12 protein-coding genes and 1 pseudogene are annotated in these 16,076 nt (G+C 68.1%); 8 read left to right on the top strand and 5 right to left on the bottom strand.

The genetic code is table 11. The features are described 5' to 3' along the window. Positions 1–667 precede the first annotated feature (667 nt). The gene (locus OG395_RS51710) at positions 668–1,183 is read left to right on the top strand and encodes a hypothetical protein (RefSeq protein ID WP_327249072.1); all 516 of its coding nucleotides are present in this window, start codon (positions 668–670) and stop codon (positions 1,181–1,183) included. Positions 1,184–1,361: 178 nt separating this feature from the next. Here OG395_RS51710 and OG395_RS51715 read toward each other — a convergent pair whose 3' ends face one another. Continuing rightward, entirely contained in the window at positions 1,362–2,099 is a 738-nt protein-coding gene (locus OG395_RS51715; protein ID WP_327249073.1) for a class I SAM-dependent methyltransferase, read from the bottom strand. Between the two features lie 183 nt (positions 2,100–2,282). Between OG395_RS51715 and OG395_RS51720 the strand changes: the two genes are divergently transcribed. From OG395_RS51720 to OG395_RS51740, 5 genes are all read left to right on the top strand, one after another. Beyond that, the gene (locus tag OG395_RS51720; RefSeq protein ID WP_327249074.1) at positions 2,283–2,606 is read left to right on the top strand and encodes a transposase; all 324 of its coding nucleotides are present in this window, start codon (positions 2,283–2,285) and stop codon (positions 2,604–2,606) included. Between the two features lie 473 nt (positions 2,607–3,079). Further along, positions 3,080–4,339: a group II intron reverse transcriptase/maturase gene (gene ltrA / locus OG395_RS51725; protein WP_327249075.1), complete on the top strand. Its 1,260-nt coding sequence runs from the start codon at positions 3,080–3,082 to the stop codon at positions 4,337–4,339. 19 nt (positions 4,340–4,358) lie between these two features. Continuing rightward, positions 4,359–5,363 (top strand): IS3 family transposase, encoded by a 1,005-nt coding sequence (locus tag OG395_RS51730; RefSeq protein WP_327249076.1) that lies wholly within the window; start codon positions 4,359–4,361, stop codon positions 5,361–5,363. Positions 5,364–5,811: 448 nt separating this feature from the next. Further along, complete coding sequence (locus OG395_RS51735; protein ID WP_327249077.1) at positions 5,812–6,114, top strand: ArsR/SmtB family transcription factor; 303 nt, start codon at positions 5,812–5,814, stop codon at positions 6,112–6,114. After that, the gene (locus OG395_RS51740; protein WP_327249078.1) at positions 6,111–6,503 is read left to right on the top strand and encodes a VOC family protein; all 393 of its coding nucleotides are present in this window, start codon (positions 6,111–6,113) and stop codon (positions 6,501–6,503) included. Before OG395_RS51735 ends, OG395_RS51740 begins: the two co-directional genes overlap by 4 nt. A 356-nt stretch (positions 6,504–6,859) precedes the next feature. On the opposite strand, the gene OG395_RS51745 is transcribed toward OG395_RS51740, so the two are convergent. From OG395_RS51745 to OG395_RS51760, 4 genes and pseudogenes are all read right to left on the bottom strand, one after another. Then, positions 6,860–8,032, bottom strand: coding sequence for an ROK family transcriptional regulator (locus OG395_RS51745; protein ID WP_327249079.1), 1,173 nt, complete (start codon positions 8,030–8,032; stop codon positions 6,860–6,862). 202 nt (positions 8,033–8,234) lie between these two features. Then, positions 8,235–11,534 (bottom strand): PQQ-dependent sugar dehydrogenase, encoded by a 3,300-nt coding sequence (locus OG395_RS51750; protein ID WP_327249080.1) that lies wholly within the window; start codon positions 11,532–11,534, stop codon positions 8,235–8,237. A 1,037-nt stretch (positions 11,535–12,571) separates the two neighbouring features. After that, positions 12,572–13,984: an MFS transporter gene (locus OG395_RS51755; RefSeq protein WP_327249081.1), complete on the bottom strand. Its 1,413-nt coding sequence runs from the start codon at positions 13,982–13,984 to the stop codon at positions 12,572–12,574. 320 nt (positions 13,985–14,304) lie between these two features. Then, a pseudogene (locus tag OG395_RS51760) lies at positions 14,305–14,420 on the bottom strand (Lrp/AsnC family transcriptional regulator); the annotation flags it as partial. A gap of 195 nt (positions 14,421–14,615) precedes the next feature. Between OG395_RS51760 and OG395_RS51765 the strand changes: the two are divergent. Next, on the top strand, positions 14,616–15,194 hold the full coding sequence (locus OG395_RS51765; RefSeq protein WP_327249082.1) for a carboxymuconolactone decarboxylase family protein: 579 nt from the start codon (positions 14,616–14,618) through the stop codon (positions 15,192–15,194). Continuing rightward, the gene (locus OG395_RS51770; RefSeq protein ID WP_327249083.1) at positions 15,191–16,051 is read left to right on the top strand and encodes an RNA polymerase sigma-70 factor; all 861 of its coding nucleotides are present in this window, start codon (positions 15,191–15,193) and stop codon (positions 16,049–16,051) included. Before OG395_RS51765 ends, OG395_RS51770 begins: the two co-directional genes overlap by 4 nt. Positions 16,052–16,076 lie beyond the last annotated feature (25 nt).

Below are 16,076 nucleotides of genomic sequence, written 5' to 3' on the forward strand. Positions count from 1 at the left end.
CGGCTGCGTGACCATCTCATGGCCGAGCAGCAGGTGCCAGTGGCCGCAATGTCCTCGGCGTGACGCGGGCGCAGGCTAAGTCGGATGAGAGAGGACGGAATGCTTGGCGGTGTCCCATCAGCCGAAGCAGATGCCGCCGCCAGGATTCTCTACCTCCACAACCTGCGGCAGCCCTAGCCATTAGCCGGGCTCGGCGCCCACGGGGGGAGGGGCCGAGCCCGGCCACATGGTCAACATATCGGGCCAGGATGGACAACGGGTCCATTTCCCCGTGAGACCAGCCAAAAACTTTCCTCTGACCGTCCGTGATCGGCCTTGCCACCCCTTCCCGCCTCCCAGTCAACCAGCCTCCCTGCCCGCTCCGTTCGCTGCCAACGACTCCAGATCGGCTCCGAGCTGCGCCTCCCGGCGGGGCGTGACCGATCCGCTCGATTTCACCCGGACCAGCGGGGAGACCCCAACGAGAAAGCCGCCGCACCGCAAGGGGCGCGCCTGATCATCTGGGACTGAACGACCGCGTGGCACCTGCGGCTCGTTCAAGGCGCACTTCTGGGCAGGGCACGACTGGGAACAGGTCCGCGACCATGCCGACCCGGAGGTACGGACCGGGCTGGACACCTTGCTGTGCGGGCTGATCTGGGATGGGCCGGACGATGAGGCACTGCACATGGACCCGGGCTTCTTCACCGACGACCCCGCCCTCTTCTACGGCGTGCTGCTCGCGCGGTCGCCCGACAGCGTGCGGGAGCTGGCCGCGACCTGGGAACAGGTACGGCCCCGGCTCGGCGGGCTGCGCGGGACCTTCACCGAGCACGCAGCCGCACATGGTGCGTGGGTCGGGCACTTCGACGCGTTCACCGACCTGCTGGAGGACTGGGGGCGCGTGTTGACCGAGGCCACCCGGCGGGGGAGGGGGCGTCGTAGGACTGAGCGAGTAACGCGGGGCCCCGCACCCCGCGCGTTACTCCTTCTGGCCTGTCTGACTGTCACGAACGCCGTCGCGGAGCTGCGGGTGCTGCTGATGAGCGACCGGGACAAGAACGTGGAGAACCTCGTGCTGTGGTGTATGTCATCCCCCTCCATCCGACGGAAGGGTGACGGTCGGACGTCCCCGCCGCACGCGGTTGGGTGCGGCGTCCAGAGTGGAGCCCGACCAGGAGGTGGGGCTTCATTCCGTCCGTGACGGTCGAAGCCGACTCCACCCAGGCGATGACAAGCGGCACACGATTCCCCCACGTCACCACTTGCACGCTCCGCCCCTTGGCCCCCTGACGCGGAGATGTTCTGCGCCGATGGCCGCACGTCGGCTGCGGCGGTTCCGGATGACCGTTCGCTGAGGCGGACACCCGTCCGTCGAAGTCCTACTGCTCGTAGCGCCGACGCGCGAGATGGACGGTGATGTCGGCGACAATCTCGACCGTCTCGGGCAGGAGCTGCATGATCTGGCTAAGTACCTGCTCTTGCTCCAAGGCCGGCAATACGAGATAGGCCGAGATGGTCGAGAGATGGCCGACATAGTTGTCGGCACTCATCGTCAAGCGCCGTTCCACCACTGACTGTTGAACACCGGTGAACCACTCCGAACGCTGGAGCTCTGTACCCGGCCACTGCATGTCATGCCCTTCAGGAGTCCCGTCCGGGGACGGAACCTCGTCGCTCTCCAAGAACGGTGCCCGCGCCGCGCGAACAGCTTCCGCCACAGCCGGGTCGGCCAGCCGGACTGGTCCGCCGAAAGAGGCAAACACGCCCCCTGGCTCCAGCAGCTCGGCCATGCGTGACCACCGACCCTCCGGATTCGTCCAATGCAGCGCTGCTGCCGCATAGACCAGCCCGTACCTCTCGCCCGGTCGCAAGTCCTCGAACAGGGCTTGCACCGTCCTGACGTTTGCTGGCACGTGCTTGCGGAGCTCGGCAAGCATGGCTCCGTCAGGCTCAGTCGCGGTGACCCTGACCCCCCGTTGAGCGAGCAGTCGGGTTGCTTTGCCTGTCCCAGCGCCAATCTCGAGGGCAGTCAGAACCGGGTGACCCGCATACGCCATCACCATGTCGAAAATTTCAACAGGATACCCCGGCCGGAACTGTTCGTACGCTTCCGCCATTACTCCGAAGCTGAGTGCGCGTCCAGACATGGCGAGCATCCTGGCACGATCTGCGCCGTCAACGCTTGGTCATTTCGCACAACCGGGCCGCCCGATCACGGGGCAGCAAAACCTGAAGCTCCCCCTTTGACCTGGACAGCCTGATACTGGGACGGAAGGTCCCGGAGGAAGTAGTCACAGGTAGTGAGCAAGAAGAGCAATACGAGCAAGCGGTACACGGCGGAGTTCAAGCGGGATGCCGTCGCGCTGGCGCTGTCGTCGGAAAAGACGGTCACCGAGGTCGCCCGGGACCTGGGGGTGAGCCCGGAGGGTCTGCGTGGCTGGGTGAAGCAGGCCGCGGTCGACCGGGGCGAGGGGCCTGTGGGGGCTCTGACCAGCGCCGAGCGGGAAGAGCTCGCCCAGCTGCGGCGCAAGGTCCGCGAGCTGGAGAAGACGGTCGACATCCTGGGAAAAGCGACCGCCTTCGTGCGTCCTGAACGGAAAGGGGCTGCCGGTGTAGGTCGGTAGCAACTGGATGATGCTGCACAGATGATGAGGGTTTTGGCCCCTCGGAGTCGCCCCCGCGGAGGGAGGCTCCAAATCGCCTCCTGCCGCGTTGGCTGAAGACCGTCGTGGTGAGCGTCGGAGGAAAAGGCGTCCTTGAAAGGGCGTCAGGTGGGGATCGGGAAGGCGAGCGAGAGCGAACCACTGCTGATGCGTCGAAATGCTTGGACGACATCGAAACCGGGGCTTGAAGGCTCCCCGGGATGAGTCTGGCGGGTGTCCGCTTCCTGGCCAGGTGGTGTCCGGCGTGAAGGTGGCGCGAGCCCGATCTGCGGGGTCTGTGCGGAACAGGAGAAGGCGTACGTCCATGCCGGGCGTGCGCCGGCGGACCGGCTCGTAGTAGTGGTGAAGTCCCTGTAATGGGGGCGGAGCGAAGGGGCCGGGTCGTTCGTGACTTGTTCATTCGATCAACCGGAAGTGCTCCGGGAGGAATTGGCGTGGATGAGTTGAAAGCACCGGTCAAGCCGTTCGGTATACCGAAGCTGCTGGTGATGGAGGCTTGGGAGAAGGTCAGGGCGAACAAGGGCGCGCCGGGCGTGGACGCGGTGGCTATCGAGGAGTTCGAGGAGGATCTGCGGGGAAACCTGTACAAGATCTGGAACCGGATGTCCTCGGGCTGCTACTTCCCGCCGCCGGTGCGCATGGTGGAGATCCCGAAGCCGCAGGGCGGCATCAGGGTCCTCGGAGTGCCGACCGTGGGCGACCGTGTCGCGCAGACGGTGGTGGCGATGGTGCTGGAGAAGAGGGTCGAGCCGATCTTCCATCCGGACTCCTACGGCTACCGCCCGGGGCGCGGAGCGATCGACGCGGTGGGCACGTGCCGGGAGCGGTGCTGGAAGTACGACTGGGTGGTCGATCTCGACATCAAGGCGTTCTTCGACTCGGTGCCGTGGGACTTGATGCTCAAGGCGGTGGGCTCGGTCTGTGAGCTCCCCTGGGTCCTGCTTTATGTCAAGCGGTGGCTTGCTGCCCCGCTGCAACATGCGGACGGTGTGCTGATCGAGCGCGCCAAGGGCACCCCGCAGGGATCAGCGGTATCTCCCGTCCTGGCGAACCTGTTCATGCATTACGCGTTCGACATGTGGTTGCACTGGGCCTTCCCGGACGTCCGCTTCGAACGGTATGCCGACGACGCGGTCATCCACTGCCGCAGTCTCGCCGAGGCGAGAGCGGTGCTGGCCGCGCTGGATGCGCGCATGGACTCGGTCGGCCTTCAACTACACCCCGACAAGACGCAGATCGTCTACTGCCGGGACGCGAACCGCAAGAGTTCTTTCGAGCACACGAGGTTCACGTTCCTGGGCTACGACTTCCGCGAGCGCACCGTGGACGGGCGGAAAGGACTGTTCCGGAGTTTCTCTCCGGCGGTCTCGGACAAGGCCCTGAAGCGGATGGGCGAGGTGGTGCGTTCCTGGCGCCTGCACCGGTGGGTGCAGGGCGAGGCCCGAGACCTCGCGGACTGGATCAATCCGGTCGTGCGGGGATGGATGCAGTACTACGGGGCCTACAACAGGTCGGCCCTATATCCCCTCCTGAAACGGATCAACGCCTACGTGGTCCGGTGGCTGCGCGGGAAGTACCGGAGGCTGCGGCGAAGCTGGTCGGCGACCTTCCGTGCGTGGTGGTCCGGGGTTGATCGACATCCCCGGCTTCTCGCGCACTGGGTTTGGGTGACCGAGCCCGCCCGGGTCTGGTGACCAGGACGACAAGAGCCGTATGACCGGAGACGGTCACGTACGGATCTGTGGGAGCCCGGGGGCGAAATCCCCCCGGGCCACCCGACTTCGCGCAGGACAAGATGAGGTAGACACCGCCACGCGGTGCCGCTTCATCGACGCGCAGAAGGCATCGGACGACAATCTCGCAGGGCACAGCGTTGCGCTGCTGTGCCGTGCACTGGGAGTGCCGCGCTCTACCTACTACGCGCACCAGGCGGCCGCGTCGGCGCGCCGGGCCGCGCGGCGCGAGGAGGAACGCCTGGTGGACGAGATCCGAGTGCTCCACGCCGGATCGCGTGGTGCCTACGGGGCCCCGCGGATCCACGCCGCTCTGCGGCGGGCGGGGCGGGCGGTGAACTCGAAGAGGGTCGAGCGGCTGATGCGCAAGCACCGGATCGTCGGGATCACCCGCCGCCGGCGTCGGGGCCTGACCCGGCAGGCGAAGCGGGCGGTGTTCGCCGCCGACCTGATCGGCCGGGACTTCACCGCACCCCGTCCCGGGATGCGGCTGGTCGGCGACATGACCGAACTCGTCACGCTGGAAGGGAAGTTGTATCTGGCGACCTGCATCGATCTCGCGACGCGGGAGATGATCGGCTGGGCGATGGCCGACCACCACCGTGCTGAGCTGCCGGTTGCCGCCCTGCTGATGGCGGCCGGACGCGGCGGCCTGGAGAAGGGTTGCATCATGCATACCGACCGCGGCAGCGAATATACGAGTGACGAATTCCGCACCGAGATACGCAAGTTGCACATGAGGCAATCGATGGGACGTGTCGGCTCTTGCTACGATAACGCTGCTGCAGAAAGCTGGTTCGCCGTCCTCAAAGCGGAGATCGGAACCACCGTCTGGGAGACCCGCGAGGCCGCCCGGGCCGATGTCTTCCGCTACATCGAGATCGAGTACAACCGCAGCCGACTCCGCAGGCATCCCGAGTACGGGTACGTCACCCCGCTCGAAACGAGAACCTTGCTCAGGCAGGACCTCACCCCCGCAGCGTAAACACCCGCTGTCCAGGACCCGGGGGGAACTTCAACCTGAGGCAGCAAACACGTGTCCACCGCTACACGCGGTACACCATGGCCGGACGTGCTCAGTTGGGCGACGAGGATCCGACGGGCCAGAGCTCGCACCTTGCCCCAGGTGGCATCGGCAGCCCAGTGCGCCGGCCCACCGGCCGGTGTGACTACAGACGCCCGCCTCGCCCAAGAGCCGCTCACCCTGGCCGGGGCATCCCGGTCGCTACGCCCGGGCGGGCGAGACCCCCGTCGCCCCCGCGGACTCCACACGTCGACGGTGCGTTCGGACCGGCCGACGGCGCAACTCCGCCTTCGACGCCACAGTCCCGCGGCAGGGACAGCATGTGCCGACTCGCGTGGTCAGGCACACATCTCGGGACGCGCCACACCTCGACTTGATAGGCAAGCGAGTACTTGCCTATCCTGTGGTCGTGGTCGACGACCTTTTCAAAGCCTTGGCCGACCCCACCCGCCGCACCATCATCGACGAGCTCGCGGAGAAGTCCGGACAGACGCTGTTCGAGATCTGCTCGCGACTGAGCATGAAGCATCAGCTCGGCATCTCGCGCCAGGCGGTCTCCCAGCACCTCGCCGTGCTGGAGGGTGCCGGGCTCGTCGAGACCAGGCGGGAGGGCCGCTACAAGTTCCACGACCTGAACACAGCCCCGCTGCGGCAGATCACCGAGCGATGGCTCATGCCCGACACATCCGGACCAAAGGAGAGCACCCCATGAAGATTCATCTGACCAGCGTCTTTGTCGACGATCAGGCCAAGGCTCTGCGCTTCTACACCGAGACCCTTGGCTTCGTGAAGAAGCACGACGTCCCGTTGGGCGAGAAGTACCGGTGGCTGACCGTCGTCTCGCCCGACGAGCCAGGCGGCACCGAACTCCTCCTGGAGCCCGCCGGCCACCCGGTCGTCAAGACCTACCGCGACACGCTCGTCAAGGACGGCATCCCGCTCGCTCAGTTCGCCGTCGACGACGTGAACGCGGAGTACGAGCGCCTGCGCGGCCTCGGCGTCCGCTTCACCCAGGAGCCTCTGGAGATGGGCGCCGTCACCACCGCCGTCTTCGACGACACCTGCGGCAATCTGATCCAGATCGCGACACAGCCGCAGTAGGCGGTCGGCCGCGTGCGGGGCAGCACCCTCTCGTCCTGGGGCGTGAGGTGTTTGAGGCGGTCCCGGACCGCCACCCCGCAAGGCCCAGGCACCGCGAAGGGCACGGCCAACTCCCGCACACCACCCACCACATCGCCCCCACCCAGGCCGCACCCCTGCCACCCGACCCAACGAGCCACAACCGCCAAGGTCACCCATTCGACCCCAGAAACCAGGTTCCCACCCCCACAAACCCACCCACAGGACTCACTCCCGCTCGCTACAACTCACCTCAATGCAGCAAACCGACAACAGCTCGCAACCCCACCGGCACGGCGGCGGCGCCTCGCACCCGTGCCTGGGCCTGTCCCGCCCGGTCAGGACTCCTCGCCGTACGCGAGTTCGCTCGCCAGCAGTGCCGCGCCCACCACCCCTGCACGGGGACCGAGTTGGGACATGACGATCGGCAGATTGCCCGTGGCGAGGGGGAGCGAGCGTTTGTACACGACGCTGCGGATCTCGGCGAGCAGCGGATAGCCGAGCCCGGTCAGACCGCCGCCGATCACGATCATCGACGGGTTCATGAAGCTGACCAGGGTGGCGAGGACCTGTCCGACCCGGTGGCCGCCCGCCCGGATCAGGTTGACGCTCGTGTTGTCGCCGCCGTCCGCGCACTCCGCGACATCCAGGGCGGTCAGCACTCCCCGTTCGGCCAGCCGTTCGGCCAGGGCGGGAGACTTGCCGGACTTCGCGGCCTCAGTGGCATCCCTGGCCAGCGCCACCCCGCCGAAGTACGCCTCCAGGCAGCCGGTGTTCCCGCACGAGCAGACGGGACCGTCCCCCTCGGCCTCCACCTGGACGTGCCCGATGTCGCCGGCGCAGCCCTCCGCGCCCCGGTAGATACGGCCGTGGTGCTGCATGCCGGAGCCGATACCGCTGCCGATCTTCACGAAGAGCAGGTGGTCGACGGTCCGCGCGACCCCGCTGTGCTGCTCACCGAGCGACATCACGTTGACGTCGTTGTCGACCACGACGGGGCAGCCGTGCGCGCGGGCGAGGGTGTCCCGTACGGGAAAACGGTTCCAGCCCACCATGATCGGTGGTGAGACCGGTACGCCCTCCCGGAAGCTGACCGGCCCCGGCAGACCGATACCGATGGCGTCGAGCTGCGTGTAGTGCCCCTGGTCGGCCATCGCGCGCAGGAGTTCGCTGACGCGCCCGAGCACGGCGACCGGTCCGGAGCGGATGTCGGCCGGCTCGGAGCAGGAGGCGACCGGCGCGAGCGCGCCGTCGGTGATCTCGATGTCGACGGAGCTGGCCCCCAGATCGACGGCGGCGAACCGCAGGCCGGGGTCGAGCTGGACGAGAGTGGAGCGCCGTCCGCCGCGTGATGCGGCGGGGCCCGCCTCGCGCACCCGCCCGGCGGCGACCATCCGGTCGAGTTCGCCGAGCAGCCGTGGGCGCGGAATCTCCAGCCGGTCCGCGAGCTGGGCGCGGGACAGCGGGCCGTTGTCACGCAGCAGACTCAACACGCGGTACTGGATGTTCACGGACTCACTTCCTCTGGACGCCTTCGGGGGCAGGGGCGCGGGCGGCTTCCGGCAACTTTTTCACAGAACGTCGAAAGTTGCCGCCTCGTTGACGGAGCACGCTTTGGCAGGGACCACACCGCGCGGAAACGGGCCCCTGACGGAGTCCGGGACACGGAACTGCCCCGCCGGTGACAGCGGGGCAGCTCCGTCAGTCCCGGCGTCAGCCGGTGGCGCCTTCCTTCAGCGCCCGCGCGTCCCGTGCCAGGGCCGCGCCCGCCGCGCTGTCCGGCACCTGGGCGGTGTCGGAGGTATAGCCGACGAACGACTCCAGCATGGCCGCGGCCTGGCTGGTGCGGCCCGCCTTGGCGTGCGCCTCGGCCTGGTCGAGCCGTACGGTCAGTCGCTTCTGGCCCTGCGCCGTGATCAGTCCGTCCGCCCGCAGCTGGGTGATCAGCGCGCGGATGTCCGCGTAGGAGGTACGGGTGGTGAAGGCCACCGTCTTTGTGGTGGCGTTGCCGGCCTTGTCGCGGGCCTTGACCGTGAGGTCGTGGTTCCCGAGCGGCAGCCGCCACAGCTCCAGCGCTTGGCCGGAGGTGACGGCCTTGCCGTCCACCGTGGCTGTCACGGTCGCCCCGCCGGACACTGCGTCCTCCGCCGAGAAGACCGGCGTCGGGCGCTTGGAGTCGCCGTAGACGCCGTCGGCGTCGAGACCGGTGGCCGTCACCGTGGGACCGGTGCGGTCGATCCGTACCGTGAGCGAGCCGACCTCGGAGACGTTGCCGCCGTTGTCGGTCGCCCGGTAGCGGACGGTTGTGGTCCCCTCCTTGGACAGCGTGACGGCCGAGTTGGCCGACTGCCATGTCGCCCCGTCGTCGACCGAGTACTGACGGCTGGACACCGTCCCGTTGTCGGTCGCCGAGACCGCGAGCGACACGTTGCTGGTGTACCAGCCGTCGTCACCGTTGGGCCGGGGCGGATTGAGCGTGGCGGTGACCTTGGGCGCGGTCTTGTCCGCGATGCCCGCGCCCTGGAAGGTCAGCGAGTCCAGGTCGACACCGCCGGAGCTGGTGACGAAGACTTCGCCGCTGCCCGAAGGCGCATTGGAGAGCGCAGTGGTGACGGTCTGCCAGCCCTCGCCGGCCGGGACCGACACTGTGGCGAACGGCTCGGCGTCGGCCGATCCCCAGCGCAGTGCCAGTGTGCCGGCGCCGCTCGCGCGGGTCTTCACCCCGGTGATCCCGGCGAACGACACCGGGTCGTACGCGATCCAGTCGCCTGCGTCGAACGAGGTCAGCTTGCGCTGGCCGGACGCCGTGGTGTCGTCCGTGACCGTCACGCCCTCGGCCGAGTCGTAGTGCTCGGCCTGCATGACGGACGGGTTGAGCACCACCTGGGCGTCACCGGTGGCCGGAGGAACGCCGCCCGCGCCCTTGTCGGTGTAGGTGATCCCGAGGACGCCGAAGACGTTCTCGGTGTCCCCGTGCCCCGCGTCGGTCGGGGTCGCCACGCCGCCCGTGCAGCCGGTGCCGCTGTTGACCGGGTGACCGTGTTGGTTGTGCCCGAGGCCGAAGGTCCAGGCGGCCTTGGCGCAGTCCGGTGTGTTGCCGTCCTCCGGGTCCTCGACAGCGATGTCGTACGGCACGGCGTCGCCCCAGTTGAAGAACCCGCCGTTGGGCGGTGAGGTGATCCGTACCGTCGGCGCCGTGTTGCCCACGGTGATCTGACGGCTCGACAGGCCGAACTTGCCCTGCGGGTCGGAGACCTTGAGCCGGGCCTGGAACTGCCCGTTCTCCGGGTACGTACGGCTGGCCGTGGGGCCGGTGGCGTCGAAGGTGCCGTCACCGTCGAGGTCCCACTGGTACGTCAGCTCGCCGTTCTCCGGGTCGCTGGACCCGGTCGCGCTGAACGAGACCTCCAGCGGGGCCTGGCCGGACGTCTTGTCGACCTTGATCACGGCGGTGGGTGCCTTGTTGCCCTCGGCGTAGTCGATCCGGTAGAGACCCGCGTCGGGGTTCTGACGGAAGAAGCCGTCGCCGTAGTCCAGGACGTAGAGCGCGCCGTCGGGGCCGAACTCCAGGTCCATCGGGTTGTCCCACTGCGGGATGCCGTTCTGCGAACGCTCGCTGTTGGGCAGGACGTTCTCCAGCTTGCTCACGGGTCCGTTCGGCCCGTCGAGCGTGAACGCGGCGACGTAGTCCTGGGAGAACTCCGCGAAGAACGCCTTGCCGTCCCAGTACTCGGGGAACTTGCCGGGTGAGGGGTTGTCCGCGTCGTAGTGGTAGACCGGACCGCCCATCGGGGCCTGGCCGCCGGGGCCGCCGGGACCGCGGAAGGCGGTCAGCTCGGGCCACGGCTGGTCGGTGTCCCGGTCGCCGTACCAGAGCGTGGCCGGCGTGGACGCGGGCAGCTTGGTCAGACCGGTGTTCCAGCGGGAGTCGTTGACCGGCGCCGCGCAGTCGAAAGCGGGGCCGGGCGTGAGGGTGGCGAAGTCGAAGTCCCGGTAGGGCTTGGTGTTGTCACCCGTGCAGAACGGCCAGCCGCTGTTCATGGCCCTGGTGGTGGTCTGCCACTCGACGTATCCCATAGGCCCGCGGTTCGGGTCGGCGGTACCGGCGTCGGGTCCGTAGTCGCCCCACATCACCGCGTCGGTCTCGCGGTCCACCGCCAGCCGGAAGGGGTTACGCAGACCCATCACGAAGATCTCGGGGCGGGTCTTGGCCGTGCCCGGCTCGAAGAGGTTCCCCTCCGGGATGGTGTAACTGCCGTCCTCCTGGACGTCGATCCGCAGGATCTTGCCCCGCAGGTCGTTGGTGTTGCCCGCGCCGCGGCGTTCGTCGAGGCCCGGGTTGTAGCCGGCCGCGTCGTTGATCGGTGTGTAGCCGTTGACGTTCGGGCCCGACGCCGGGGTGTTGCCACCGGTCGAGAGGTAGAGGTTCCCCTTGCTGTCGAAGTCGACGTCACCGGCGACGTGGCAGCACTGCCCGCGGTTGGTGTCGACCCGGATGATCTCCTGCGCGGTGGAGAGGTCCAGCTTGTCGCCGGTCCACTTGAAGCGGGTCAGGGTGTCGTACCCTTCCCACTGCTTCCAGTACGAGTCGTTCTGCCCGGCGGGCAGTTGGAGCGGGGCGGAGCCGGCCGGGGTGTTCAGCGGCGGTGAGTAGTAGAGGTAGACCCACTTGTTGGTGGCGAAGTCCGGGTCCAGCGTGACCGTCTGCAACCCCATCTCGGAGTTCTGGTACACGTCGACGTGGTTGACGACCTTCGTGACACCGGTGCCGGGGTCAGTGAGCCGTAGGTCGCCGTTGCGGGCGGTGTGCAGAACGCGGTTGTCGGGCAGCACGGCGAGGTCGATCGGCTCGCCGGTGTCCTTCGTCAGGGTGACTTTCTCGTAGTTCGACCAGTCCAGGGCGTGTTCGTGGTCCGGGTGCGCCTGGGCGGCGGGCGCGAGGGCCACACCGCCCAGCGCGGGCAGTGCCACGAGCAGGACCCCCGTGATCAGGCGTCTCAGGGTGCGGTGCACGGTGATGCGTCTCCTCGGTCGCTGGCAGTAAGAAGCGGACGGGGGAGGGGCCCCCAGGGACACGGAGGCGCCTCTCTTCTTTCGATGGGGGTGCTGCACGGTGCGTGATCGGCCTCGACGGCGATCGCGCAGCGCCTCGTGACGGGCGGTGGCCCGGCCATGGGGGAGAGACGTGGAAAGACCCGTGAGGTGAACGGCGTTCGTGTGAAAGCTGATCGGCTGCGGTGTTACCGCGACGACACACATGTCTCGGTGGGCCGAGACATTAGAGGGCCGTGTGGGGGCTGTCCAGAGGTTCGGTACGAATCTCTGGAACTTTCTAATGATTCATCAAAAGATGCGAGGCGCCGACAGAAAGGCTGATGGAACGTCCACCGGCCCACGGGGGAGTGCGCCAACGGCACGGCTGCGCCGACGTGTTCGCAGTCGTGAAGGAAGTGGCGCACCGCGACCGGTTCGGAGATTCAAGACGGCCTCACCGACGCATGCGCCGGCTGGCTGCTCCGCGGCGACGCGCTGGTCGAGCGGGCACGCCGCGAAAGCAAGGACCACCTGGACCGGATTCCGACCCGGGACTGGAAGTGGGGCACGGCGACAGCCCGGCAACGGCTCGTCCACCGGCTCGGTGTCGTCAGCCTGATGACCGCCAACCACACTTCTCTCAGCGGCGTGAGCGGCCTCACCGCCGGCATGCGCCAACGATGCTCGCCCGCTGGCCCGCACTTCAGTCAGTCCCGACAAAGCGACCGTAGAGGTCGGCTGCCCCCCAGAATCGTCGGCGAGACCTTACTGACTGCGAAGGAGCTTGGGAGCAGGCAGAAGTGGCCCGGACCGTGTTCCCGGCGGCTTGTGGGGATGCGACCCGGGCCGCCCCCCGCGCCGCGTCGCCAGCGAGGCTGATCAGCGTTCTGCATTCGGTGCCGGAGCGCGTACGGAGAGAACCCCGATCTGGGGGATACGTGCGCAGTCCGATCAGCAGGGGAGGCAGAATCGGTACCTGGCGCCGCCCTGCGGGTGCGGATCAGGGTCGCCGTCATTCAGCCGGCGACGTCGCGGAGTGTCTTCCGCGGGATGCTGAAGAGCGCGAGGGTGGCGGCCGTCAGGTACGCGGCCGCGCCGATGGCCATGCTGGTCCGCAGCCCGGTGGTGAAACTGGCTGCGGCGGCCAGCAGCGACCCTCCCAGCGCGACCCCCGCGGCGCTGCCGATCTGGCGGGTGGTGTTGAACAGGGCTGAGGCGGTGCCGGAGTACGCGTCCGGGGCGGCTGACATCACGGTGGCGGTTGATCCGGTGAGGGCGAAGGATGTGCCGAAGCCCGCAGCCATCATCGGCGCCACGAGCAGTAGGTAGTCCGGGTTCGGTCCAGCGGCGGCCCAGCCGGTAAGACCTGCCGCTCCCAGGACCATGCCCGAGACCACAAGCGGGCGGTGTCCGGTGCGGCGTGCCAGTCGCCCGGACAGGACGGAGGCGAACATGGTCATCGCCACCGCCGGGAAGAGGGCGACCCCGGTGCGCAGTGCGCTCAGGCCGCGCTGGTGCTGGAAGTACAGGCTGGCGGTGAAGATCATGCTGTAGAAGGCGAAGTTGAACAGCAGGCCGACGGCCGCTCCACCGCTCATCGGGCGTGAGCGCAGCAATCGCAAGGGCAGTACAGGGTTGCGGGCCAGGCGCTCGCGAAGGACGAACGCGAAGGCTGCCAGCAGGCACAGGCCGGCGCCCGTGAGGATCAGCGGGTCCGCCCAGCCACGCCGCCCGGCTTCGTTGAGGACAGAGATCAACAGGGCCACCGTCGCGATCAGCGCGCACTGGGCCGGCCAGTCCACGGCGCGGTCCGTGCGACGGGCCGACGCCGGTACGTGGCGCAGCGTCAGCAACAGGCAGGCGCAACCGACGGGCAGGTTGATGAAGAACACCCAGCGCCAGCCCACGGTAGTGACCAGGAGGCCGCCCAGGAGGGGGCCGGCGGAGGCGGCGACGCCTGCCATGGAGCCCCATAGGCCGAAGGCCCGGGAGCGCTCGGCGGGTGAGGGATAGGCCTGCTGAAGAAGGGCGAGGGAGCCGGGCACGATCAGTGCCGCGCCGAGTCCTTCCGCCAGCCGGGCGGCGACCAGGGTCCCGGTGCTCTGTGCCAACCCGCAGCCGGCCGAGGCGGCGGTGAACACCACCACCCCGGTACAGAAGACCCGGCGGTTGCCGAGCCGGTCCCCCAGCGCGCCGCCGGTGAGCAGCAGGCCGGCGAAGATCAGGGTGTAGCCGTCCGTGATCCATTGGATCCCGGTGAGCGAGGCCGACAGTTCCCGTCCCACCACCGGAACGGCGACATTGATAATGGTCACGTCCAGGATGACCATGAAGTAGCCCGCGCAGACCGCGAGAAGCGGTGCCAGGAGCCGGCCCGAAGTCGCAGGCCCATCCGGCCGATCGGCCTGGGGACTACCGGCATGTGCCATGACGACACGATATGCCCGGGAATGAACGCTGCCCGTGACTTGGGAGTCCGACAGCGTGCCGAGCTGTCACGTCGAACCGCGTCGTCACGAGCGGGTTGCTGACGACGCTGTTGCCGGTCTCCGATTCCGCCCTCCCGCGTGACCGAAAGCGATCTTCTTCTGACGTTCTGTCAGCGGTGGCGGCTTTGATGGTGCGGTTGTGGGAGGGGTCGCAGCGGGGAGAGGGCTTCGTCATGCCGTGGGTGGACGAGTATGTGCGTGGTGACGGGACGAAGACGCGCGGGCGTTTCCCTCGATGATCTCCGGCATGGATGCGAGCGCCGGGCCTGGAGCGTGCCACCAGCGATACGAGGAGCCGCGCGTACTCGCGCACGCTGGTGCCCAGCTGCTCCAGCACCGGCCGCAGGGTGCGGGTGTCCAGCTCGTCGACGGCCATGGTCCTTGTCCGGACCAAGGAATGATCGCGATGTGGCTGTCATCAGTTGCGGGTCGAGTGGGAGCGGACCAGACAGTGGCCGCGGGCCTGTGCCCGCTGACGATCTGGATGCGGTGGCGGGGGTTGTCACATTCGTGGGCCCGGCGGTGTCTTCATGTCGAACAGCCACACAGGCAACCGTCCATGGAGGACACCTTGTCGCTACGTGTACCGAAGGCCGAGCTCCCGGCGGAGCTCAAGGAAAACATGATCAAGCAGCTCGGCGAAGTGCCCGAGCCCGTTGAGGTGGTGTGGCACAGCCCCAAGGTCGCCACGTCCAATCTGGAGTTCTCGGCCAAGCTGAGCGCGTGGGATGCGGCCGACGCGGGCCTCAAGTCGTTCGCGCACATGGCGGTCGCGGCACAGGTCGGCTGCAGCTGGTGCCTCGACGTCGGCTACTTCCAGGCGCAGAACCAGAACCTGGACCTGGTCAAGGCGAGCCAGGTACCGCGCTGGCGGGAGTCGGAGGTGTTCACCCCGCTGGAGCGGGACGTCCTTGAGTACGCCGAGGCCATGACGAACACGCCGCCGACCGTCACCGACGAGTTGTACGCGAGCCTGCTCGACCGGCTCGGCCCCGCGGCGATGGTCGAGCTCACCGCATACATCGCCTTCGTCAACATGGCCACCAGGAACAACAACGCGAACGGGGTCGCGTCGCAAGGCTTCTCCGATGCCTGCGAGATTCCCCTGGCCAAGCGCCCTGAGCCGTCCGGCGTAGCGTCGACGGCATGACCCAGGACCCGTTCGTCGCCCATCGCAGCCTGCTGTTCACGGTCGCCTACGAGATGCTCGGGTCGGCCGCCGACGCAGAGGACGTGCTGCAGGAGTCCTGGCTGCGGTGGGCCGACGTCGACCGTGCGCAGGTGGTTGACCCGCGGGCCTACCTCGTCCGGATCATCACGCGGCAGGCGCTCAACCGCCTGCGGACATTGTCGCGCAGCCGCGTGGAATACGTCGGCGAGTGGCTGCCGGAACCGCTGCTGACAAGCCCTGATGTTGCCGAGGACGTCGAACTCGCGGAGAGCGTCTCGATCGCGATGCTGACCGTGCTGGAAACACTCGGGCCGACGGAGCGGGCGGTGTTCGTGCTCCGCGAGGTCTTCGAGGTGCCGTACAGCGAGATCGCCGAGGCCGTCGGAAAGTCCGCGGCCACGGTGCGCCAGATCGCTCGACGGGCACGCGAGCACGTGGCGGCCCGGCGACCACGAATGCAGGTGAGCCGCTCGGAGCAGCAGGCCGTGGTGGAACGGTTCCTGGCCGCACTGCGCACCGGTCAGTTGCAGGAGTTGATGGAGGTCATGGCGCCGGACGTGGTCCTGATCGCCGACGGCGGCGGGCTTGCGGCCGCCGCTCTGACTCCGATCCACGGGGCCGATCTCGTGGCGAAGTTGCTCAGGCGCGCGGACCGGGCCGCGTTCGAGACCACGACCGTATGGCTCAACGGCGCGCCCGCGGGCCGAATCGAGATCGACGGCCAACAGGCCGCGGTGAGCCTTGTGGTGGAGAACGGGCGGGTCACCCGCATCTACGCGACGGCAAACCCACGGAAGCTGACGCGGCTGGACGAACCGGCCACTCTCTCCAGGTAGCCCGCTGCTGCTCCGGCGTCGTGAG

Source organism: Streptomyces sp. NBC_01320 (assembly GCF_035974375.1).
GTDB classification, from domain to species: domain Bacteria; phylum Actinomycetota; class Actinomycetes; order Streptomycetales; family Streptomycetaceae; genus Streptomyces; species Streptomyces yanii.

Bases quoted from the DNA above. Each gene is read 5' to 3' on its own strand.
- OG395_RS51710 (WP_327249072.1), top strand. From the start codon at position 668: ATGGACCCGGGCTTCTTCACCGACGACCCCGCCCTCTTCTACGGCGTG.
- OG395_RS51715 (WP_327249073.1), bottom strand. From the start codon at position 2,099: ATGGCGGAAGCGTACGAACAGTTCCGGCCGGGGTATCCTGTTGAAATT.
- OG395_RS51730 (WP_327249076.1), top strand. From the start codon at position 4,359: ATGACCGGAGACGGTCACGTACGGATCTGTGGGAGCCCGGGGGCGAAA.
- OG395_RS51740 (WP_327249078.1), top strand. From the start codon at position 6,111: ATGAAGATTCATCTGACCAGCGTCTTTGTCGACGATCAGGCCAAGGCT.
- OG395_RS51755 (WP_327249081.1), bottom strand. From the start codon at position 13,984: ATGGCACATGCCGGTAGTCCCCAGGCCGATCGGCCGGATGGGCCTGCG.
- OG395_RS51770 (WP_327249083.1), top strand. From the start codon at position 15,191: ATGACCCAGGACCCGTTCGTCGCCCATCGCAGCCTGCTGTTCACGGTC.